At 66.1% G+C, this 21,008-nt stretch carries 18 protein-coding genes and 1 tRNA gene; 7 read left to right on the top strand and 12 right to left on the bottom strand.

Features of this window, described 5'->3' with window-relative positions:
* Window positions 1-18 precede the first annotated feature (18 nt).
* Complete coding sequence (locus AC3A6I_RS07830) at window positions 19-1,128, bottom strand: S-(hydroxymethyl)glutathione dehydrogenase/class III alcohol dehydrogenase (protein WP_487543122.1); 1,110 nt, start codon at window positions 1,126-1,128, stop codon at window positions 19-21.
* Between the two features lie 201 nt (window positions 1,129-1,329).
* Between AC3A6I_RS07830 and AC3A6I_RS07825 the strand changes: the two genes are divergently transcribed.
* A complete protein-coding gene (locus AC3A6I_RS07825) occupies window positions 1,330-2,730 on the top strand; it encodes an FAD-dependent monooxygenase (RefSeq protein WP_487543121.1) in 1,401 nt (466 codons plus the stop codon).
* Between the two features lie 59 nt (window positions 2,731-2,789).
* Here AC3A6I_RS07825 and AC3A6I_RS07820 read toward each other — a convergent pair whose 3' ends face one another.
* Entirely contained in the window at window positions 2,790-3,191 is a 402-nt protein-coding gene (locus tag AC3A6I_RS07820; protein WP_487543120.1) for a pyrimidine dimer DNA glycosylase/endonuclease V, read from the bottom strand.
* A gap of 124 nt (window positions 3,192-3,315) precedes the next feature.
* Between AC3A6I_RS07820 and AC3A6I_RS07815 the strand changes: the two genes are divergently transcribed.
* Complete coding sequence (locus tag AC3A6I_RS07815) at window positions 3,316-4,530, top strand: enolase C-terminal domain-like protein (RefSeq protein WP_487543119.1); 1,215 nt, start codon at window positions 3,316-3,318, stop codon at window positions 4,528-4,530.
* Between the two features lie 221 nt (window positions 4,531-4,751).
* Here the strand turns inward: AC3A6I_RS07815 and AC3A6I_RS07810 are convergent, their stop codons facing one another.
* Entirely contained in the window at window positions 4,752-5,534 is a 783-nt protein-coding gene (locus AC3A6I_RS07810; RefSeq protein WP_487543118.1) for an orotidine 5'-phosphate decarboxylase / HUMPS family protein, read from the bottom strand.
* A 101-nt stretch (window positions 5,535-5,635) separates the two neighbouring features.
* The gene (locus AC3A6I_RS07805; RefSeq protein ID WP_487543117.1) at window positions 5,636-6,565 is read right to left on the bottom strand and encodes an AraC family transcriptional regulator; all 930 of its coding nucleotides are present in this window, start codon (window positions 6,563-6,565) and stop codon (window positions 5,636-5,638) included.
* A gap of 215 nt (window positions 6,566-6,780) precedes the next feature.
* Between AC3A6I_RS07805 and AC3A6I_RS07800 the strand changes: the two genes are divergently transcribed.
* A complete protein-coding gene (locus tag AC3A6I_RS07800; protein WP_487543116.1) occupies window positions 6,781-7,536 on the top strand; it encodes an alpha/beta fold hydrolase in 756 nt (251 codons plus the stop codon).
* A gap of 58 nt (window positions 7,537-7,594) precedes the next feature.
* Here the strand turns inward: AC3A6I_RS07800 and AC3A6I_RS07795 are convergent, their stop codons facing one another.
* The 5 genes from AC3A6I_RS07795 to glmU all read right to left on the bottom strand — a co-directional run bounded on the left by AC3A6I_RS07795 (window position 7,595) and on the right by glmU (window position 13,730).
* Window positions 7,595-8,869, bottom strand: a complete 1,275-nt coding sequence (locus AC3A6I_RS07795; protein WP_487543115.1) for an O-acetylhomoserine aminocarboxypropyltransferase/cysteine synthase family protein — start codon at window positions 8,867-8,869, stop codon at window positions 7,595-7,597.
* A gap of 124 nt (window positions 8,870-8,993) precedes the next feature.
* Window positions 8,994-9,899 carry a S1C family serine protease gene (locus AC3A6I_RS07790; protein WP_487543114.1) on the bottom strand — a complete coding sequence of 302 codons (906 nt, stop codon included), beginning with the start codon at window positions 9,897-9,899 and terminating at the stop codon, window positions 8,994-8,996.
* A gap of 253 nt (window positions 9,900-10,152) precedes the next feature.
* Entirely contained in the window at window positions 10,153-10,539 is a 387-nt protein-coding gene (locus AC3A6I_RS07785) for a DUF2237 family protein (protein ID WP_487543113.1), read from the bottom strand.
* Window positions 10,532-12,358, bottom strand: a complete 1,827-nt coding sequence (gene glmS, locus AC3A6I_RS07780; RefSeq protein ID WP_487543112.1) for a glutamine--fructose-6-phosphate transaminase (isomerizing) — start codon at window positions 12,356-12,358, stop codon at window positions 10,532-10,534. Before glmS ends, AC3A6I_RS07785 begins: the two co-directional genes overlap by 8 nt.
* Before the next feature lie 16 nt (window positions 12,359-12,374).
* The gene (gene glmU / locus AC3A6I_RS07775) at window positions 12,375-13,730 is read right to left on the bottom strand and encodes a bifunctional UDP-N-acetylglucosamine diphosphorylase/glucosamine-1-phosphate N-acetyltransferase GlmU (RefSeq protein ID WP_487543111.1); all 1,356 of its coding nucleotides are present in this window, start codon (window positions 13,728-13,730) and stop codon (window positions 12,375-12,377) included.
* 131 nt (window positions 13,731-13,861) lie between these two features.
* On the opposite strand from glmU, the gene AC3A6I_RS07770 reads away from it, so the two are divergent.
* Both AC3A6I_RS07770 and AC3A6I_RS07765 read left to right on the top strand, forming a co-directional pair.
* A complete protein-coding gene (locus tag AC3A6I_RS07770) occupies window positions 13,862-14,647 on the top strand; it encodes a hypothetical protein (RefSeq protein WP_487543110.1) in 786 nt (261 codons plus the stop codon).
* A gap of 76 nt (window positions 14,648-14,723) precedes the next feature.
* Window positions 14,724-14,798 (top strand) — tRNA-Lys (locus AC3A6I_RS07765).
* Window positions 14,799-15,011: 213 nt separating this feature from the next.
* Here the strand turns inward: AC3A6I_RS07765 and AC3A6I_RS07760 are convergent.
* Window positions 15,012-16,820, bottom strand: a complete 1,809-nt coding sequence (locus AC3A6I_RS07760) for an ABC transporter ATP-binding protein (RefSeq protein ID WP_487543109.1) — start codon at window positions 16,818-16,820, stop codon at window positions 15,012-15,014.
* A 247-nt stretch (window positions 16,821-17,067) separates the two neighbouring features.
* Between AC3A6I_RS07760 and AC3A6I_RS07755 the strand changes: the two genes are divergently transcribed.
* On the top strand, window positions 17,068-18,135 hold the full coding sequence (locus AC3A6I_RS07755) for a four-carbon acid sugar kinase family protein (protein ID WP_487543108.1): 1,068 nt from the start codon (window positions 17,068-17,070) through the stop codon (window positions 18,133-18,135).
* Window positions 18,132-18,878: a FadR/GntR family transcriptional regulator gene (locus tag AC3A6I_RS07750; RefSeq protein WP_487543107.1), complete on the top strand. Its 747-nt coding sequence runs from the start codon at window positions 18,132-18,134 to the stop codon at window positions 18,876-18,878. Before AC3A6I_RS07755 ends, AC3A6I_RS07750 begins: the two co-directional genes overlap by 4 nt.
* Before the next feature lie 37 nt (window positions 18,879-18,915).
* On the opposite strand, the gene AC3A6I_RS07745 is transcribed toward AC3A6I_RS07750, so the two are convergent.
* Window positions 18,916-20,058, bottom strand: coding sequence for an iron-containing alcohol dehydrogenase (locus AC3A6I_RS07745; RefSeq protein WP_487543106.1), 1,143 nt, complete (start codon window positions 20,056-20,058; stop codon window positions 18,916-18,918).
* Complete coding sequence (locus AC3A6I_RS07740; protein WP_487543105.1) at window positions 20,058-21,008, bottom strand: ABC transporter permease; 951 nt, start codon at window positions 21,006-21,008, stop codon at window positions 20,058-20,060. Before AC3A6I_RS07740 ends, AC3A6I_RS07745 begins: the two co-directional genes overlap by 1 nt.

The raw sequence follows: 21,008 nt of genomic DNA, 5'->3' as shown, positions 1-21,008 counted from the left end.
CAGGCGCGCCCGCCCCCCTCAAAACACCACCACCGACCGAATGCTCTCGCCCGCGTGCATGAGCTCGAACCCCTTGTTGATCTCCTCGAGCGTCAGCACGTGGGTGATCATCGGGTCGATCTCGATCTTGCCGTTCATGTACCAGTCGACGATCTTGGGCACATCCGTCCGCCCTTTGGCGCCGCCGAAGGCCGAGCCTTTCCAGACGCGGCCGGTGACCAGCTGGAACGGGCGGGTCGAGATTTCCTTGCCGGCTTCGGCCACCCCGATCACCGTCGAAACGCCCCAGCCACGGTGGCAGGCCTCGAGCGCTGTGCGCATCACGTCGGTGTTGCCGGTGCAGTCGAAGGTGTAGTCGGCGCCGCCATCGGTCAGCTCGACCAGGTGCTGGACGATCGGGCCTTCCACCTTCCTGGGGTTGACGAAATGGGTCATGCCGAAGCGCGTGCCCCACTCGGCCTTGCCATCATTGATGTCGACCCCGACGATCTTGTCGGCCCCCACCATGCGGGCCGCCTGGATCACGTTGAGCCCGATGCCGCCCAGCCCGAACACGATGACATTGGAGCCCGGCGTCACCTTGGCGGTGTTGATCACCGCGCCCACGCCCGTGGTCACGCCGCAGCCGCAATAGCAGGCCGACTGGAACGGTGCGTCCTGCCGGATCTTTGCCACCGCGATCTCGGGTAGCACGGTGTAGTTCGAAAAGGTCGAGCAGCCCATGTAGTGGTGGATGAGCTGGCCCTTGTAGGAAAAGCGCGAGGTGCCGTCCGGCATCAGCCCCTTGCCCTGCGTGGCGCGGATGGCGGTGCAGAGGTTGGTCTTGCCCGAAAGGCACGATTTGCACTGCCGGCATTCCGGCGTGTAGAGCGGGATGACGTGGTCGCCCGGCTTCACCGAGGTCACCCCGCGACCGACTTCGCGCACGACGCCGGCGCCTTCATGCCCGAGGATCGAGGGGAACAGCCCCTCGCTGTCGAGCCCGTCGAGCGTATAGGCGTCGGTATGGCAGATGCCGGTGGCCTTGATCTCGATGAGGACTTCGCCGTCCCTGGGGCCTTCAAGGTCCAGCTCGACGATTTCGAGCGGCTTCTTGGCTTCGAAGGCGACGGCGGCACGGGTCTTCATCGGGCAAACTCCAGCTTCGCGTGCGGCCAAATCGGCCTCTGCGCTGGGTATGCCAATGTGCTGGAGAGATGTCCACGTTCGTGGCGGGAAGATGCGTTTCGCCCTCTCCCATACTGATATGTAGCGCAGAACGGGCTTGCTTCAAGGCCCCGGCCATGCCGTAAAACGCTCGACCCAAGCCATAGCTGCCGAGGTCGAACCATGCCTGTCACCACCGATCATCCCGTCGTCATCGCCGGCGCCGGCCCGACCGGAATGATGCTCGCCGCCGAGCTGAAACTCGCCGGCATCGATGCGCTGGTGCTCGAGCGCCGCGCGCACCAGGACGTGCTCGGCACCCGCGCCCGCGGCCTTCACGCCCGCACCATCGAACTGCTCGACCAGCGCGGCATCGCCGACCGCTTCCTTGCCGAAGGCAAGCCGGCGCAGGTCGCGGGCTTCGGCCACGTCCGGCTCGACATCAGCGATTTCCCGACCCGCCACCCCTATGGCCTCGCCCTGTTCCAGCAGCATGTCGAGCGCATCCTCCTCGGCTGGGTCGAAGAGCTTGGCGTCACCATCCGGCGCGGCGCCGAGGTCACCGGTCTCGTGCAGGACGAGGACGGCGTCACCATCGGCCTCGCCGACGACCCGCCGCTGCGGGCGCAGTATCTCGTCGGCTGCGACGGCGGCCGCAGTTTTGTGCGCAAGGCCGCCGGCATCGGCTTTCCCGGCTGGGACGCCAGCGTCAGCCACCTGATCGCCGAGGTCGAACTCACAACGCAACCGCCCGAATGGGGCATGCGGCAGGGCGAGCATGGACTTTCCGGCCTCAGCCCAGCCGAAGACGGCACGGTCGGCGTGCTGGTCACCGAGCCCACAGTAGGCCGCACGGACGAGCCCACCCTCGCCGATCTCAGCGCCGCGCTTATCGCGGTTTACGGCACCGACTACGGCGTTAAGAACCCGGTCTCGCTGTCGCGCTTCACCGACATGGCCCGGCAGGCCGAGCACTACCGGCGCGGCCGGGTGCTGCTCGCCGGCGATGCGGCGCATGTCCACTACCCGGCCGGCGGACAGGGCCTGAATATCGGCATGCAGGATGCCGCCAATCTCGGCTGGAAGCTCGCGCAGGTGGTGAAAGGCATCTCGCCCGACGCCCTGCTCGACAGCTACCACGACGAGCGCCACCCGGTCGCCGCGGCCGTGCTGCGCGACACCATGGCCGCCGTCGCCATCGGCCGGCAGGACGATCGCAGCAAGGCGCTGCACGGCTTCGTCGCGGACCTCCTCGGCGTCGATGCAGCGCGAAAGCACCTCGCCGGCCGGATGTCGGGGCTCGACCTCCACTACGATCTCGGAGACGGCCACCCGCTGCTCGGCCGCCGCGTGCCCGACCTCGACCTCGTCACCGCCAACGGCCCGCTCCGCGTCTACGCCTTGCTCCACGAAGCTCGTCCGGCGCTGATCAGCCTCGGCACATCGAACGCAACCGCCGCCCCATGGGCCGACCGCGTCCAGCTCATCGAAGCCACCACCACCGGCCCGTGGGAACTGCCGGTCATTGGCGAGGTCCCTACCCCAACCGCCGTCCTCCTCCGCCCCGACGGCCACGTCGCCTAGGTCGGCCAGGGCAGTGATGCCGGCCTCGTCGAAGCGCTGATCCGCTGGTTCGGTCCGGCCTAACCCGACTCGGGCGGCTGCGGCACAGCCCGCAGCCGTTCGGCAATCCGGGCCCGGTTCACCGCCATCGCGAGCTCCGTCGGCTCCCAGTCGGCGAGCCACTCCTCGGCAATACCCTCGATCAGGTGATCCACCTCGACAAAGCTCGGCCGATAACCGCGGGTCTGCATCTCGGCGATTAGCAGCCGCTGCCGCCGCACCACAAAGCCCAGCCGCGGATAGAAGAAGCGGATATGCCCGGCCCCCAGCGTGTACTCGAGCGGGTTGCGCCGGTCCCCCGGCCGCTCGCCGCGCGCGATGGCCTCGCGCACCAGCGCGAAGATGCGCGGCAGCTCGCGATATTCGGCAACGAGGTGCTGGCGGACCAGTTCGGCGGGCGGAATGCAGTTGATGCGAGTCATGCCCCGCCTTTAGCGCAAAATTCGCCCTTCGCCCAACTTGCCTCCGCGGCGCCGCTTGCGCATGTTCCGCCCATTGCGTCGACGCGGCCCCATACTCGGCCGCACAAATCACCACAGGGAAGAGATGACCAAGATCACCGGGATCGAGACAATTCGCACGCGCGCGAACGGGGCGTGGCTGTTCGTGAAAGTGCTCACCGACCAACCCGGGCTCTATGGCATCGGCTCGGCCAGCGACATGTACCGCGCCCGCGTGGTCGAGGCGGCGGTCGAAACCGTGGCGCCGCTGATCATCGGCCGCGATGTCAGCCGCATCGAGGACATCTGGCAGTCGATCTACACTTCGACCTACTGGCGCAACGACGCCATCGGCAACACCGTCATCGCCGGCATCGACATGGCCCTTTGGGACATCAAGGGCAAGGAAGCCGGCATGCCGGTCTACCAGCTGCTCGGCGGCAAGACGCGCAGCGCGGTGGCCGCCTACGCCCACGCCTCGGGCGAGACGATCACCGAGCTCGAGGACGATGTCCGCCGCTATTGGGAGGAAGGCTACACCGTCATCCGCTGCCAGCTCGGCAATTATGGCGGCGGCGGCTTCCTCGATCGCGCCAACGCCCGTGGTCCCAAGAACCACTGGCCGCAGGAAAAGGCCTTCGACGACGACGCCTACCTCGAGTCGATCCCGAAAATGTTCGAGCACCTGCGCGAAAAACTCGGCTGGGGTCCGAAATTCACCCACGACGTGCACGAGCACCTCGCGCCCACCAACGCCGTGCAACTGGCCAAGCTCCTCGAGCCCTACCGGCTCTACTTCCTCGAGGATCTGCTCTCGCCCGAGCAGGTGCACTGGTACCGCCAGGTCCGCCAGCAATGCGCCACGCCGCAAGCGATGGGCGAGCTGTTCATCAACCCGCACGAGTACCTGCCGCTGATCACCGAGCGGCTGATCGATTTCGTGCGCGTGCGCGTGAGCAAGGGCGGCGGCATCACCCAGGCCCGCAAGATCGCGACGCTGTGCGAGTGGTTCGGCGTGCAGACCGCCTGGCAGGAAGGCGGCGACAACGACCCGGTCAACCAGATGGCCGCCATGCATGTCGACCTGGCGTCCACCGCCTTCGGCATCCAGGAAGAGAACCACTTCAAGCCCGAGGAATATGACCTGTTCGAGGGCCACGCCATCCTCGAAGGCGGCTATCTCTACGGCAACGACAAGCCGGGTCTCGGCATCGACATCGACGAGAAGAAGGCCGCCGCCCTGCTCGATCCGGAGCTGTCGAAGAAATCCTACTACATGGCCGAAGACCGCCGCCGCGACGGCGGCATCGTGAGGCCGTAACTACTTGCTCGGTAGCACCCCATCGCCTCCCTCCCCCTTGAGGGAGGGATAGTTCGGCGATCATCGGGCGCCCCTGCCTCCACGGGTCATCCCCGCGAAAGCGGGGATCTCCGTTTGGCTCGCGCGCTGAAAATAGAGGTTCCCGCTTTCGCGGGAATGACTCCGAGTTCAGCTACGCCCACAGAGCCGGGCCAGCAGCCCCACGTATCAGCGCCCCCCGCTCACACCGCCGCCATCACCTTGCGCATGAAGTCGCGCACCAGCGTCTCGATCTCGGCGGCGGGCAGCCCGTAACGCACGCCGGCGTCGTGGATGCCCATATTGCCCGAGATCACGAAGGCCCGGAGCCCGGCCTTGGCCAGGCCCTTGGCCTGCTCGATGCTGAGCCCGCCGACCACCTGCACCGAGGCCACCTTGCCGACCCGTTCGAACACGGCCTGTGCAACATCGGCGAGATAGCTCGAAGCCCACAGGTTCGGGTCGGCGCGGCGCGCGTCGAGTTGCAGATGCAGCCCCACGCCATCCACCCCGGCCTCGACCATGCTGTCGGCGACCTCGACGGCCTTGGCCGCCGGGCCCTGCAGCGGCAGCAGGATGTCGGCGAAGGCGAGCCGCGGGATCTCGGCGTTCTTGGCGCGATACTCGTCACGCACGGTACAGGCGGCCTTGGCGCTCGGTACGCCGGCCGCGGCGAGGAAATCGATGATGTTGCCGCCGCCCTCATAGACCGTGCGGGCTTCGAACGCGCCGCCATCCATGGTCTTCATGTCGGCCAGCAGCAGCGCCTTGGGGAAACGTTGGCGGAACACCGGCACCACGTTGCGCACGCCTTCGTACTTGCAAAGCGGCGTGCCGATCTCGACCAGCGTGATCCCGGCATTCAACGCCGCCTGCGCCACCACCAGTCCCTGCGGAATATTGTCGACATCCACCGAGATCTGGAACGTGAACTCGGTGCGCAATTGCTCGAGAACGCGCGCGGACGCAGCGTGCAATGTAGTCATGAAAGCTTCTCCCACGCCCGGCAAAGCTTGGCGTTGTTATGCGTCGGGCGCCAGGACGGTGCGAGGGAACGGCAAGGCGGTCAAGTGGGACGAAAGACGGGCTACCGCCCAGCCTGTTTTACCAGCGTTGGCGCCATCCCGAACTGGGCCTTGAACGCCCGGCTGAAGGCCGCATCGGAATCGTAGCCGACCCGCCGCGCCACGTCGCTGACCCGCGTATCGGGCGCCTTCAGCATCTCGTTGGCCAGCAGCAGCCGCCAGCGCGTCTGATAGTGCAGCGGCGCTGCACCGATCAGACTGGTGAACCGGTCCGCGAAGCTCGAGCGCGACATGCCGGCCAGCCCCGCCAGTTCGGCCACCGTGCGTCGCCGGAACGGCTCGTCGTGGATGGCCTTCAGCGCCCGACTGATGCGGGCATCGGCCAGCGCGCCGAGCCAGCCCTTGTTCTCGGGCGGCGCGGTCTGCACCCACACGCGCATGGCGCGGATCACCAGCACGTCGATCAGCCGCGAGATCATCAGCGCCGCGCCCGGATGCGGCTCACGCGCCTCGGCCAGCAGGAAATAGGTCAGGCCCTCGAGCCAGCCCGCTTCCTCGGTGCGCGCCGCGCGCGACAGGTGGATCACCGAGGGCAGCACGGCCAGCATCGAGGGCATGTTGTCGCCTTCGAAGCGGAACACCCCGGTCACCAGCTGCGTCAGCGGTCCATTGCCGCCCAGCCGGATGGCGAGGCTCCGCTCGCGCACCTGTTCGTCCAGCACATCCTGCGCCCGTACCGGCGTCGCGGCATCGGTGCCGATCACATGCCCTCGCCCCTGTGGCAGCACGACGAGATCGCCCGCCACCGCCTTCAGCCGCCGCCCATCACTCGCCTCGATCTGCATCTCGCCTTCCGACACGAAGTGGAAATAGGCCGAACCGGGTTCGAAGCGCAGCGCCCAGGGCGCGGTGAGGTCGGCGGAAAAGATCAGTTCGCCGCGCAGCCGGATCAGCGTCAGCACCTGCGACAGCAGGTCAACGCGCGACGCCATCATCGGAAACTGGGCATCGGATTCTGGAGCATGAAGTCTGGAGGCGCGATCATGGTTGTTCATGGGGCGAAGCGCTATCTCATGACCATCGAACGGCGGGGAAGTTCAGCAATCTCCGGCCGAAACGCAAGATCCAGATTACCGAGCTCGGCGTCAAGCCAGCGGCAAAGGACTTTGCCGATCGTCCAACCTCGCCCCGAAACATGGAGATGAAAATGAAGACCGCCCTTTCCGCCCTCGTCCTCGGCGCCGTCGCGCTGACCGCTGTCAACCCCACCATTGCCCAGGAGGCAAACATGGAAGCCAAGAATATCGTCCTCGTGCACGGCGCCTTCGCCGATGAAACCAGCTGGGACAAGGTCGCCAATATCCTTTCGGCCAAGGGCTACAACGTCACCCAGGTCGCCAACCCGCTGACCTCGCTGGCCGACGACGTCGCCGCCACCAAGGCCACGCTTGAGGCACATGACGGCCCGACCGTACTGGTCGGCCATAGCTGGGGTGGCGTCGTGATCGGCGAGGCCGGCAATGACAAGAAGGTCAAGGCGCTGGTCTATGTCTCGGCCTTCGCGCCGGACAAGGGCGAGACGCTGACCAAGCTGCTCGAAGGCGGCCAGCCCAGCGAAGGCGTCAAGACCATCCGCCCGGTCGAAGGCGGCCTGATCCTCGACCCCGCCACCTTCCCGCAGTTCTTTGCCGGTGACGTGCCGGTGGCCGAAGCCGAAGCCATGGCCACCCACCAGCTGCCCTCCAGCCCCGCCAACTTCGACGCGGTCACCGAGGTCGCGGCCTGGCACGACAAGCCCAACTTCTACATCGTCACCACCGAAGACCTGATGATCCCGCCCCAGGCCCAGCAGTTCTTCGCCGGCCGCATCGGCGCCCAGATCACCGAACTCAAGGCCAGCCACTCGGGCCTCGTCTCCCAGCCGGAGGCGGTCGCCGAAGTGATCGAGGCTGCGGCTCGCTAAGGCAGCAGCCGTCCGTCGAACGAATGGGGCCGCTACTCCCGTAGCGGCCCCATTTGCTTCAGCCGACCTGGGCCAGCGCCTGCTCCACATCGGCGATGATGTCGTCGATGTGCTCGATGCCGACCGAAATGCGCACCAGGTCCTCCGACACGCCCGCCTTGGCCAGTTCCTCGGGACCGAGCTGCCTATGGGTGGTCGAAGCCGGATGGCAGGCGAGCGACTTGGCATCGCCGATATTCACCAGGCGGAAGATCATCTGCAGCGCGTCGATGAACTGCGCACCGGCGGCCGCGCCACCCTTGATGCCGAAGCTGACAATACCCGAAGCCTTGCCCTTGGTGATCTTGTCCGCTGTCGCCTTGTACTTGCTGTCGGGCAGCGTGGCGTAGTTCACCCAGTTGATCTTTGGGTGCTTCTTGAGCCACGCGGCCAGCGCCTCGGCATTCTCGCAATGCCGCTCCATGCGCAGGCCCAGCGTCTCGAGCCCCATCAGGAACAGGAAGGCACTATTGGGCGAGAGCGCCGCGCCAGTGTTGCGCAACGGTACGACGCGGGCGCGGCCAATGAAGGCAGCAGGCCCGAGCGCCTCGGTATAGACAACGCCATGGTAGGACGGGTCGGGTTCGTTGAGCAGCGGGAAGCGATCCTTGTGGGCCGCCCAGTCGAACTTGCCGCTGTCGACGATGATGCCGCCGATCGAGTTGCCGTGGCCGCCGATATACTTAGTCAGCGCATGCACCACGATATCGGCGCCGAAGTCGATGGGGCGGCAGAGGTAGGGGGTCGCCACCGTGTTGTCGACGATCAGCGGCACGCCATGCTTGTGGGCGATATCGGCAAGGCGCTGGATATCGACCACGTTGCCTGCGGGGTTACCGATCGACTCGCAGAACACGGCCTTGGTATTGGCGTCGATCAGCTTGTCGATGCCGTCGAAATCGCCCTGGTCGGCCAGGCGCACCTCGATCCCTTGCCGCGGAAAGGTGTGTACGAACAGGTTGTAGGTGCCGCCATAGAGCTGGCTCACCGAGACGATGTTGTCGCCCGCCTGGGCGATGGTCTGGATGGCATAGGTGATGGCCGCCATTCCCGAGGCGAGCGCCAGGCCGGCTATGCCGCCCTCCATCTCGGCGACGCGAGCCTCGAGCACCGCGGTCGTGGGGTTCATGATGCGGGTGTAGATGTTCCCCGGCACCGCGAGATTGAACAGGTCGGCGCCGTGCTGGGTGTCGTCGAAGGTGTAGGACGTGGTCTGGTAGATCGGCACCGCCGCCGACTTGGTTGTCGCCTCCGGCGTGTAGCCGTGGTGCAGCGCAATAGATTCGAGCTTCATGTTTCTTCCCTTGGTAAGTCTCCCGCAGCCAGAGTGCTAGCACTCCAAATGCAAAAAGCCACGCCCTGCATGGGGCGTGGCTTTGCAACTTAAGGCGTGGACGGAGAACGGGATTCCAGCCGCGCTACTGCACGCGCGGCTTCCACAGGAAGGCGTTGCGATCCGCCGATTTCACCCGCACCCAGTTTTCGCGCCCGTCGCGGACGATGCGCATTGGCACCTCCGCTCCGGCCGGGCCGATCTCCCACAGCTTGCGGTAGAAGTCGGCCAGTCCCGAGACAGCGCCGTCGCGCACGTCGGAGATGATGTCGCCGCGCTGGATGCCGGCCTTGTCGGCCGGGCCGCCATCGGAAACGGACATGACGATGACGTCGCCGTCGCTCTCGGCCGAGAACACGCCCAGCCATGGACGCGGCGCCATGTCGGGCGCGCCGCGAGTCTTCATATCATCGAGGATGGGCGGCAATAGGTCGATGGGCACGGCCATATTGATGTCCGACACCTCGCCATTGCGCGACATCTGCAGGCGCAGCGAGCCGATGCCGATCAGCTTGCCGTCCGAGCCGATCAGGCCGGCGCCGCCCCAGGAGGGGTGTGCCGGCGCGGTGAAAATGGCTTCGTCGAGCAGGTACTCCCAATAGCCGGCGAATTCCTGCTTGGCGACGATGGCGGTGCGGATCGAGCGGCCCTGCCCGTCGGCGAACACGCCGGAATCGCCGAGCTGGCTGCCCCTCGAGTCGCCGAGTTCGAGCGCCGGCAGGTCGAGCGGGGCCAACGCCTGCACAAGGCCGAAGCCGGTGACCTGGTCGTAACCGACCACATGGGCGGCGACGACGCGGTTGTCGTGGGTGGTGAGCCACACCTCCTCGGCCTCGGTGATGAGGTAGCCGATGGTGAGCACGAGGCCGTCCTCACCAATCACCACGCCGCTGCCTTCGCGCAGCGTGCCCAGCGTATCGGCGGTGAAGGCGTCATCGGGGATGTGCGCACGGAGTGCGACGATGGAGGCGATGGCAGGTTCGAGTGTCATGGTCTTGTCCCGCGGTAGGAGAGTGAACCCGCGTGCGGCGGGCGGACAAATCCGAACCGCTCAAGTATGCACCGATAGGACGATAAGCAACCCCGCGCGCGGGGTTGTGAGCCATGCGTCAGATGGCAGGTTGGCGCCTATTCACCGGGTCATCCCCCGAACGGGGGATCTCCGTTTGGCCGCCGGCGCAGAAAACAGAGGTTCCCGCTTTCGCGGGAATGACACGGTGCCCAATGGCACTTCCATCGCAGGGTCAATCCACCGCATAGCGGCGCAACACTTCGATCTCGACATATTTCAGCACGCTCTGGTGCGTCGCCTTCAGCACCACCTGCGGCGCCATCCCGGCCTCCAGCGCCTCGACCCAGCGCAGCGCCACAAGGCACCAGCGGTCGCCGGGCTTCAGGCCCGGAAAGGCATACTCGGGCATCGGGGTCGACAGGTCGTTGCCGCGCGATTTCGAGAACGCGAGGAACGCATCGGTCATCACCGCGCACACGGTGTGCCGGCCCTCATCGAGCGGGCCGGTGAGGCAGTTGCCGTTGCGGAAGAATCCGGTCAGCGGGTTCATCGAGCATAATTCGAGCCGTCCGCCGAGGACGTTCAGCTCGCCGTCGTGCTCGAAGAACGGCTTATTCAACCGTGACGCTCTTCGCCAGGTTGCGCGGCTGGTCGACGTCGGTGCCCATGAAGGTCGCGGTGTGGTAAGCGAGCAGTTGTACCGGGATGGTCGCGAGAATTGGTGCGACGAACGACGAGACCTTGGGCAGAACAAGCAGGTCCTGCACGCCATGGCCCACGGTTCGGGCGCCCTCCTCATCGGTAATGAGGATGATCTTGCCGCCGCGCGCCGCCACCTCCTGCATGTTGGAAATGGTCTTTTCCATCAGCTCGTCCGACGGGGCGACGACGATCACCGGCATCAGTTCGTCGACCAGCGCGATGGGGCCGTGCTTCAGCTCACCCGCCGCATAAGCTTCGGCGTGGATATAGCTGATTTCCTTGAGCTTCAGCGCGCCCTCGAGCGCGATCGGGAACATCTGGCCGCGGCCGAGATAGAGCACGTCCTTGGCCTTGCTCAGCCGCTTGGCAATATCCTCGACCTGCCCTTCAAGCGCCAGCGCCGCTGAAATCGCCGCTGGCAGCGCCGTCAGGCTCCGCACCAGTTCGGCTTCCTGCTCGCTCCCGATCTTGCCGCGCGCCACGCCCGCGGCGATGGCGAGGCTGGCCAGCGCCGTCAGCTGGGCGGTGAACGCCTTGGTCGAGGCGACGCCGATCTCCGGGCCGCACAGGGTCGGGAACACCACTTGGCTTTCACGCGCCATGGTCGATTCCGGCGAGTTCAGCAGCGAGGCGACGTGCTGGCCTTCGCGGGCGCAGTAGCGCAGGGCGGCCAGCGTGTCGGCGGTCTCGCCCGACTGCGAGATGAACAAGCTCAGGCCGCCCTGCTCCAGCGGCGGCTCGCGATAGCGGAACTCGGAGGCCACATCGACATCCACCGGCAGGCGCGCATAGCGCTCGAACCAGTATTTTGCGACGATGCCGGCATAGGATGCGGTGCCGCAGGCCGAGATGGTCAGCCGCGAGAGGCTGGCGAAGTCGAAAGGCAGCTTTTCGCGCAGCGCCACGGTCTCGGCACCCATGTCCACGTAGTGGCTGAGCGTGTGCGACACGGTTTCGGGCTGCTCGTAGATTTCCTTGGCCATGAAATGGCGGTGGTTGCCCTTGTCGACCAGCAGCGCTGAGGCGGCCGAAACCATCATCTCGCGCTGGACGATCGCGTCGGAGCCGTCACGGATGGTGACGCCATTCTTGGTCAGCACGGCCCAGTCGCCGTCGAGCAGGTAGCTCAGCCGCGAGGTGAACGGCGCGAGCGCCATGGCGTCCGAGCCGAGATACATCTCGGTCGCGCCATAGCCGATGGCCAGTGGCGCGCCGGAGCGGGCGGCGATCAGCAGCGCCTCCTCGCCCTTGAACATGAAGGCCAGAGCGAAGGCGCCGCGGAGCTGTTTCAGCGTGCGGGCCACGGCCATCTCGGGGTCGAGCCCGCGATCCATTTCGCGCGTGACCCACAGCGCGACCGACTCCGTGTCGGTCTGCGTCTTGGGCAGATAGCCGTCCTTGGCGAGATCAGCGAGCAGCTCGCGGAAATTCTCGATGATGCCGTTGTGGACCACGGCGACCTTGTCGGTTGCGTGCGGATGGGCGTTGCCCTCGGTCGGCGCGCCATGCGTCGCCCAGCGTGTGTGGCCGATGCCGATATTGCCGCTTAGCGGCTCGAAGCTCAGCTTCTGCGCCAGGTTGCCGAGCTTGCCCTCGGCGCGGCGGCGGTTGATCTGGCCGGACTCGAGCGTCGCGACGCCGGCACTGTCATAGCCGCGATATTCGAGCCGCTTCAGTGCATCGACCAGCCGCGGCGCGACCGGCTCCACCCCGATGATCCCGACGATACCGCACATGGCTGAGGCCCTCTTCCTACTTGCCCGATTTGGCGTTCTTGATGGCCAGGGCGCGCGCCTTCAACTTCGGCGCATAGCCCGGCTTGTTCTCCTGCCGGGAGCGGGCAATCGCCATCGCTTCCGGCTCGACATTCTTGTTGATGGTGCTGCCCGAGGCCGTGTAGGCGCGGTCACCCACGGTCACCGGCGCCACCAGCGAGGTGTGCGAGCCGATGAACACGTCCTCGCCCACGATGGTCTTGGACTTGTTCACCCCGTCATAGTTCGAGGTGATCGTGCCCGCGCCGATATTGGTGCGCGCGCCGATCTCGGCATCGCCGAGATAGCTCAGGTGCCCGGCCTTCACGCCGTCACCCAGCACGGATTTCTTCACCTCGACGAAATTGCCCAGGTGCACGTCCTTGCCCAGTTCGGCCCCGCCGCGGATGCGGGCGAACGGCCCGATCGTCGCGCCCTCGCCGATCTTCACGTCCTCGATGTCGCAGAAGGCCCGAATCTCGACGCCGTCGCCAATCTTCACCCCCGGTCCGAACACCACGTTCGGGAAGATCGTCACGTCGCGGCCGATCTCCGTGTCGTAGCTGAAATACACCGTAGAGGGGTCGCGCAGCGTCACGCCGGCCTTCATGAAGTCGTCGCGGCGCAGCTCCTGGAACTGCGCCTCGGCCCGCGCCAGCTGGGCCCGGTCGTTGACGCCCATCACATCCGACTCGGGGGCGACGCCATAGCCGACCTTGTAGCCGGCCTCATTGGCGAGCTGGACGAGATCGGTGACGTAGAGTTCCTTCTGCGCGTTGTTGGGCCGCACCTTGTCGATCAGTTCACGGAACACCGAGGCCTTGAAGGTGAGGATGCAGGCGTTGCACAGCCCGATCCGGCGCTCCTCGTCCGAGGCATCCCTGTGCTCGCGGATGGCCAGCAGCCGCTCGCCATCGGTGATGAAACGGCCGTAGCCGGTCGGGTCCTTGGGCTGGAAGCCGAGGATCGCCGCGTCGAACCCCGCCTCGAGCCGGTCAAGCACGGCGGAGAAATTCAGACCGCGCAGCAGCGGGTGATCGGCATAGACCACTGCGACATAGCCCTCGGCATCCTCCCATAGCGGCCGCGCCATCGAGGCAGCATGGGCGGTGCCCTTGCGCTCGGTCTGCTCGAAGAATTGCACCTCGGGAGCAAAGCCGTTCACTGCCTTGCGCACCGCGTCGTGGCCGGGCCCGGTGATCACCGCCACCCTGGTCGAGCCAGCCGCCACCGCGGCGTTCACCACGTGCCCGACGATCGGCAGTCCGCCGACCTCGTGCAGCACCTTGGGTATGGCCGAACGCATGCGGGTGCCTTCGCCCGCGGCCAGGATGATCGACAGCAGTTCAGTCATTAGGGCCCCTGAAGAAGAGGTCGTGATTTCCCCCTCGTTTATGGCAGCAAGTTGTTGGCAATCCGATAACGCAGTTAGGAAGTGGTAAACTACGCGGGCAGCCCCGATTCGTGGGGCTTTCGGGGATCGCTTTGGCCAAGGCAGCAGACCAGTTCCGGCAATCAGACGTCACGCTATGGGGTGTCGTCGCGCTCGCGGCCTGGGTGGTCGCGATCCTGGGTGCCAACCTTTCCGGCTTAGTGCCGCCGAGCATCTACGGCGCGCTGCACGCCTCCCGGCTTGAGGGCTCGACGCTCAACCAGCTGCGCAGCGAAGTCGCGACGCTCGAGGAGGAGACCAACCGCGCCCGCCGCGAGGCCTCCGAACTCAGCCAGCGGCTGGCGCTGAGCGAGGATTCCTCCGGCCTCGTCGCCAAGCGCGTCGGCGCGCTCGAAATCAGCGTGCCCAAGCTCATCGAGGAATCACAGGCCAAGGCCGTGGCGCGCATCGACAGCATGTCGACCGCCTCGATCGGTGCCGGCAAGACCGTGACGTTCGAGACCGACGGAGGCACCGTCGCCGTACAGCAGCGGCCGCTGGCGCCCGGCTCGGACGAGATGAAACTCACCGCGGTGCCGCTCACCGCCGAAATCCCGCCTGCCCTGCCCGGCATCACGGCGCAGGGCGTCGCACTGGGCTTCCCGCTGGCCGCCGAGACAGCGGAAGCCGAATGGCAGGACATGCTCACCAATGTTGGCACGCTGCTGCTCGGCCTCTCCCCCATTCTCACCGACGGCGAGGGCGGCATGAAGCAGCTCGTCGCCGGCCCGGTGATCGACCGCGCCTCGGCGCTCGAACTGTGCGGCCGGCTCGATGCGGTCGGCGTGCCGTGCGAGCCCGCCCCATATTCGGGCAAGCCGCTGCCGCTGCTCAACTGAGCGGGTGCGCCCTGCTCCGTTTGCAATTGACAGGCCGGGCTTAATGCCTATGTTCCGCGCCGATCCTGAGGCTCAGGCGCCCGTAGCTCAGTGGTAGAGCATTCGACTTTTAATCGAATGGTCCTGGGTTCGAATCCCAGCGGGCGTACCACTTTTTTTGCAAGCAATTTCAGACAGTTAACGCGTCACGGCACTCTCATGAGCGTGTGCACGGAGCGCGGTGTGCCACTCCTGTGCCAAATGCTCGAATGCCTAGGTAAAACGCAGCCGCCGGTGTCATGACCAACAGGGCATGCGCATTGTTCCGGTGTACCGCGGCCCGTCCGTCGGCGTTGCGGCTGGATCGTGACCAACTATGTCGTGCCTACTGCGCCATCACGTAGTGGCTGTCCGATACCTGGGCGTAGGCGCGGGTTGGCGGGACGTATTCGGGCTGGCGCAGCGGGCTCCTGATGTCCTCGCTGCCGATGTTGCGGCGGCGCTGCCTTTGCGTGGGGTCGGCCACAGGGATCGCGGCCAGCAGCTTCCGCGTATAGGGGTGCTGCGGGTTCGAGAAGATTTCCGCGCGCGTGCCCATCTCGACGATCTCGCCCAGGAACATCACGGCCACGCGGTGGCTGACGCGCTCGACCACGGCCATGTCGTGCGAAATGAACAGGTAGCTCAGCCGCAGGCTCTCCTGCAGTTCGAGCATCAGGTTCACCACCTGCGCCTTGATCGAGACGTCGAGGGCCGAAACGCTTTCGTCGGCGACGATGACGCTGGGCTTCACCGCGAGCGCACGGGCGATACAAACGCGCTGGCGCTGGCCGCCCGAGAGCTGGTGTGGGTAGCGGTTGGCCATCGCCGGCGATAGGCCGACGCGCTCGAGCAGTTCGGCGACGCGCTGGGGCGCTTCCTTGGGATCGGCCATGCGGTGCAGAAGAATCGGTTCGGCAATGGCGCCGCCGACCGTCATGCGCGGATTGAGGCTAGCAAACGGATCCTGGAAGATCATCTGCATGCGCTTGCGTCGCGAGCGCAGCTGGTCTTCCGACAGGCCGACGATCTCCTCGCCATCGAGCTTCACCGAACCGCCGGTGGGTTTTACCAGTTGGAGGATGGAGAGGCCGGTCGAGGACTTGCCGCAACCGCTCTCCCCCACCAGCGACAGCGTTTCGCCCGGCTGCAGCGAGAAGCTGACTTTCTCGACCGCATGCACCCTGCCCTTCACCCGGCCCATGAGGCCCGAGCGGATGGTGAAGCGTGTCGTGAGATCCTTCACCTCGAGCACTGGCGCGGCATCCTGGCTGACGGTGTCGGCGCTGGCGGCGGCCTCTCCGAGCTTGCCCGTCTCAGGATCGGCGATGGCGAATTTGCGCGGACGCGGTTCGTCGGCCATCGCGCCGAGCTTGGGTACGGCCGAAAGCAGCGCCTTGGTATAGGGCTGTTGCGGCGAGGCGAAGATATCCACCGTCGACCGGTCCTCGACCACGAGGCCGCGGCGCATGACCACGGTGCGGTCGGCGATCTCGGCAACCACACCCATGTCGTGCGTGATGAACAGGACGGACATGTCCTCCTCGTCCTGCAAGGCCTTGATGAGCTCGATGATCTGGGCCTGGATGGTGACGTCGAGCGCAGTGGTCGGCTCGTCCGCGATCAGCAGGCGCGGGCTGCAGGCCAGGGCCATGGCAATCATCACCCGCTGGCGCATGCCGCCCGAGAACTGATGCGCATGCTCGCCGGCGCGGGTCCTGGCGTCGGGGATGCGGACGCGGTCAAGCTGGCGGATCGCCTCGGCCTTCGCTTCGGCGTGCGACACGGCCTTGTGCGCCATGATCGCCTCGGCGATCTGCTCGCCGACCGGCATGACCGGGTTGAGGCTGGTCATCGGCTCCTGGAAGATCATGCCGATGCGCTTGCCGCGCACGGCGTTCATCGCCGTATTGGGGAGGCCCAGCAACTCCTGGCCCTCGAGCAGGATCGAGCCCTCGACATGCGTGTTGCCCGGATTGTGTAGCTGCATGACCGACATGGCGGTAACCGACTTGCCCGAACCGCTCTCGCCCACCAGCGCCACCGTCTCGCGCTTGCCCACCGCGAAGCTGACGCCATGCACCACTTCGATCCACTTGTTGCGGTTGCGGAACGAGGTCTTGAGCCCGTTGACAGACAGCACAGGGTTGGACACGGCATACTCCTCCGGCAAGCGCGGCTTCGAATGCCGGCATTGGTCGCATCTAGCGGCGATGTTAGCAAATTGTCAAGTTATCACTCACTTGTAAACGCGATTGGCATTGCGCAGAAATCTCGCTGTATTTCAGTTCGTTAGGTGGTCTTGTGCCGCATCCATCACGAGCCACATCCTGCGACAATATTGACATGTTCACATAGACCTTTACAAGCAACATGCCCTCGTGGGTGGAGGAGACGGCAAGGTGCGGCTGGCCATTGTTGCGGATGATCTGACGGGGGCGCTCGATGTCAGCGCGCCTATCGCCGCGCGCGGGCTGCGGGTCACGGTGGCGATCGGCCCCCGGGCCACGACAGAGGCCGTCGGCTCGGGGGCCGACGTTGTCGTGGTGAACACGGCGAGCCGCGAAGGCACGGCCGAGACGGCGCGAGACACAGTCACCTCCGTATCGCAAGAGCTTGCGGCATCGCGGCCCGAATGGGCGCTGAAAAAGGTCGATTCCCGGCTCAAGGGCCATGTCGCGGTGGAAGTTGCCGCGATGATGGCAGCGTTCGGGCGCACACGGGCGCTGGTGGCGCCTGCGGTCCCGAGCCAGGGGCGTATCGTGCGGGGCGGGCACGTGGTCGGCCATGGCGTGCCGGACCCGATCGCCATTGCGCCACTATTCGGCGCGCTTCCCCATCTGGCCCCTGACACCCCGGATGCCTCGGCCATTTCGAGGCTGGTGCGCGATGCCGCGAGCGACGCGCTGCTGGTCGGCGCGAACGGGCTCGGCTTGGCGCTCGCCGAGCTCCTCGGTCATCGCCCGGCTTCAATGACACGGCGGCTGCCCGGTTCACTGCTGGTGGCAATCGGCTCGCGCGACCCGATCACGCTCGAACAGGTCGAGCTGGCACGTGCGGGCTTGGCTTTCAATCACATCGTCTCGCGCGACGGGGCGATCGGCGCAATGACAGGCGGACCAACGCTGGTGCAGGCTGTGGTGGCGCACGACCACAGGTTCAGCTCAGCAATGGCGCGGTTCGGCCGCTCCGTCGCCGACCTGCTACGTGACGGCGCCTTCGGTACTGTGTTGCTGACCGGCGGGGAAACCGCGCAGTCGGTGCTGGGAGCGCTCGGAATCGGCTGCCTCGAGGTGCTTGGCGAAGTATTGCCGGGCATTCCGGTGACCCGTGCAACGCTTGGGGATCGGAGCCTCACAATATTGACGAAGTCCGGCGGCTTCGGCACACCTCAGGACATCCTGCGGCTTGCGAGCTTTTCACAAGACGCCACGCCGGTTGCTGGCGACGCATTTGCAGGAGGGCAATGATGAGCGATGTCAAACAGGCCGGCGCGGGGTTCGACGACGAGCCACGGCATCGCACGCTCTTTGCCGACCGGGTCTACCAGCTGCTGCTGACCCGCATCTCGAACGGTGAATACGCGCCCGACCACAAGCTGCCCAGCGAGAAGGAGTTGTCGGACCAGTTCGACGTCAGCCGCCCGATCGTGCGCGAGGCGCTGGAGCGGCTGCGCAAGGAAGGCCTGATCTATTCGCGACAGGGTGCCGGCAGTTTCGTGCGGCTGCGCAGCGAGCCGCGTTCGCTGGGCTTCCCTCCGGTCGAAACCATCGCCGATATCCAGCGCTGCTACGAATTCCGCCTGACGATCGAGCCCGAGGCGGCGTTCTTTGCAGCCCGGCGGCGCAATGCGGCGGCGATCGGTTCGATCGGCCAGGTCGTCGATCTGCTGAGCACCGCTACCGACCAGCACCGGCATCGGGAAGACGCGGACTTCGCGTTCCACCTGGCGATCGCGGACGCCTCGAACAACCACTATTACAGTTCGGCGATGCAGGCTCTGCGCACTCATATCGCGGTGGGCATGAAGCTGCACGGGCTGGCGCTGATGGGCCCGGGGCGCGGACTCGAAAAGGTACTGGACGAGCACCGGGCGATCTTCGAGGCGATCCGCGACGGCGAGGCCGGGACGGCGCGCGACCTGATGCGGCAGCATCTCGAAGGGTCGAGGGACCGGCTGTTCGAGGGCCGGATGCTGGACCTGTCGCTGTAGTCCCCTACCTGCCGCTGCGGAGCGGCAGGGCCCCGCCTCAGTACGCTGCCTGATAGAGGCCGAGTATCTCTGCGGGGGTCATGTCACGCGGGTTGAAATCCAGCAAGCGTCTGATCCCGTGAGCCTCTTCCGCCATCGACGGCAGGTCATCGGCCGGTACGCCCAGCCTGGACATGTGCATCTCGATGCCAAGGTCGGCGCAGTATCGATAGGCGCTTTCAAGCAGGTCGTCCGAGAAACCCATCAGCGCCGAAATCTCACTCGTCTTGTCCGCCTGCGCTGCGGCGTTGAAGGCCAGCGTGTGCGGGAAGATCACGGCGTTGGCGAGGCCATGGGCGATGCCGTAGCGGGTGCCCAGCGGATAGGACAGCGCGTGGCCGGCGGTGGTGTTGACCGGGCCGAGGCACAGGCCACCATAGAGCGCCGCCATAGCCAGGCCGGCACGGGCCTCGACATCGTTGCCATCGGTCACCGCGCGCTTCAGGTACTGGCCGACTAGCGTGATGCCGGCGCGGGCGTAGATATCCACCAGCGGGTGCGAGCGCTTGCTGGTGAAGCTTTCGACGCAATGGGCCAGCGCGTCCACCCCGGTCGCCGCGGTGACTGCAGCGGGGAGCGACAGCGTCAGGTCGGGATCGACAATGGCAAGGTCGGCGACCATGTGACGGCTGTCGGCGGCAGATTTGCTCTGGCTCGCGGGATCGGTGACCAGCGCCCGGGCGCCGACTTCGCTGCCAGTGCCGGCGGTGGTGGGAATGGCGATCAGCGCGCAGTTGCGCGGATCGGCCTTGCCGACCCCGACGATATCGCGAAAGGCCTTGCCGCTATCCATCAGCACCGCAACGAGCTTGGCCAGGTCCATGGCGCTGCCGCCGCCGAAGCTGACGATCACGTCCGGACTGAAGCCGCGCGCCTCATCGAGGGCCTGCTCGAGGTTGGGCAGGTCCGGCTCCGGCTTCACGCGGGAAAAGACGTGGTGCTGCTCGGGCAGGCCGAGCATTTCGACGCGGCTGGCGTTGAAGGCGTCGGCGACGATCATCACGCGCTTGCCCTGCCAGCCCGGCACGAACTCGCCCAACGTCCGAGCCTTGCCCGGACCGTACTCGATCCGGGGCGGCTGGACGAAGGACACCGGGCGCAGCAACGCACTCGCCGCCGCAGCAGAAGAAGCCGATGACATTACTTGGCACCTTTGGGGTTGAGGGCGTCGTTGAGGCCATCGCCAATGAAACTGAAGGCGACCGACGCGACGGCGAGCGCGATAGCGGGCGCCGCCAGCAGATGTGGGTATTGCTGCCAGGTGCGCAGGCCATCCGAGATCATCAGGCCCCAGCTCGGGGTCGGGGGCTGCACGCCCACGCCCAGGAAACTGAAGGCGCTCTCGAGCACCATGGCGCCCCCGAGCCCGGCCGAAACCGCGACGATCAGCGGGCCGAGCGAGTTGGGGATCAGGTAACGCAGGATAATCTGCCGGCTTGTGAGGCCGAGCGACTTCGCGGCGAGCACATAGGGCTGGCTGCGAACGGTGAGGATTTGTGCGCGGACCGTACGGGCATAGGGCGGCCACATCACCAGCGCGATGGTGCCGAAGACCATGAGGAAGTCGACGATCACCGTGTTGCGGAACATGGTGTTGCCGGTCGCCAGATAGAGCGAGTCCATCCAGCGGCCCAACGGAGGCTTCAGCGAGGTGTTGATGACGATGACCAGCAGCAGGTTGGGCACCGACATGAAGATGTCGGTAAACCACATGATCGTGGCGTCGACCTTGCCGCCGAAGTAACCGGCAATGGCGCCCAGCGCCGAGCCGATGACCACCGAGATGGCCGTCACCACGATGGCGACGAAGAAGGCTGTACGCGTGCCGTAGATGACGCGGCTCGCGACGTCGCGGCCAAGTTCGTCAGTGCCGAGCCAATGCGCGGCGGACGGCGGCAGGTTGCGGCTGTCGAGGCTCTGCGTGAGGAAATCGTAGGGCGTCAGCATCGGCCCGAAGATGGCAATAAGGATCAGAAGCACGATCGCTCCCAGTCCCACCATGGCGATCTTGTTGGCGGCGAGGCGAGCCCAGGCATCGGACCAGAGGCCGGCCGGCTTTTCCTCGAGCTTGGCGGTGTCGATCGTGGTCAT

The organism is Devosia sp. Soil_C_22, from assembly GCF_057657195.1.
The sequence above is the reverse complement of the archived record's forward strand: the minus strand, read 5'-3'. Positions and strand labels throughout refer to the sequence as shown.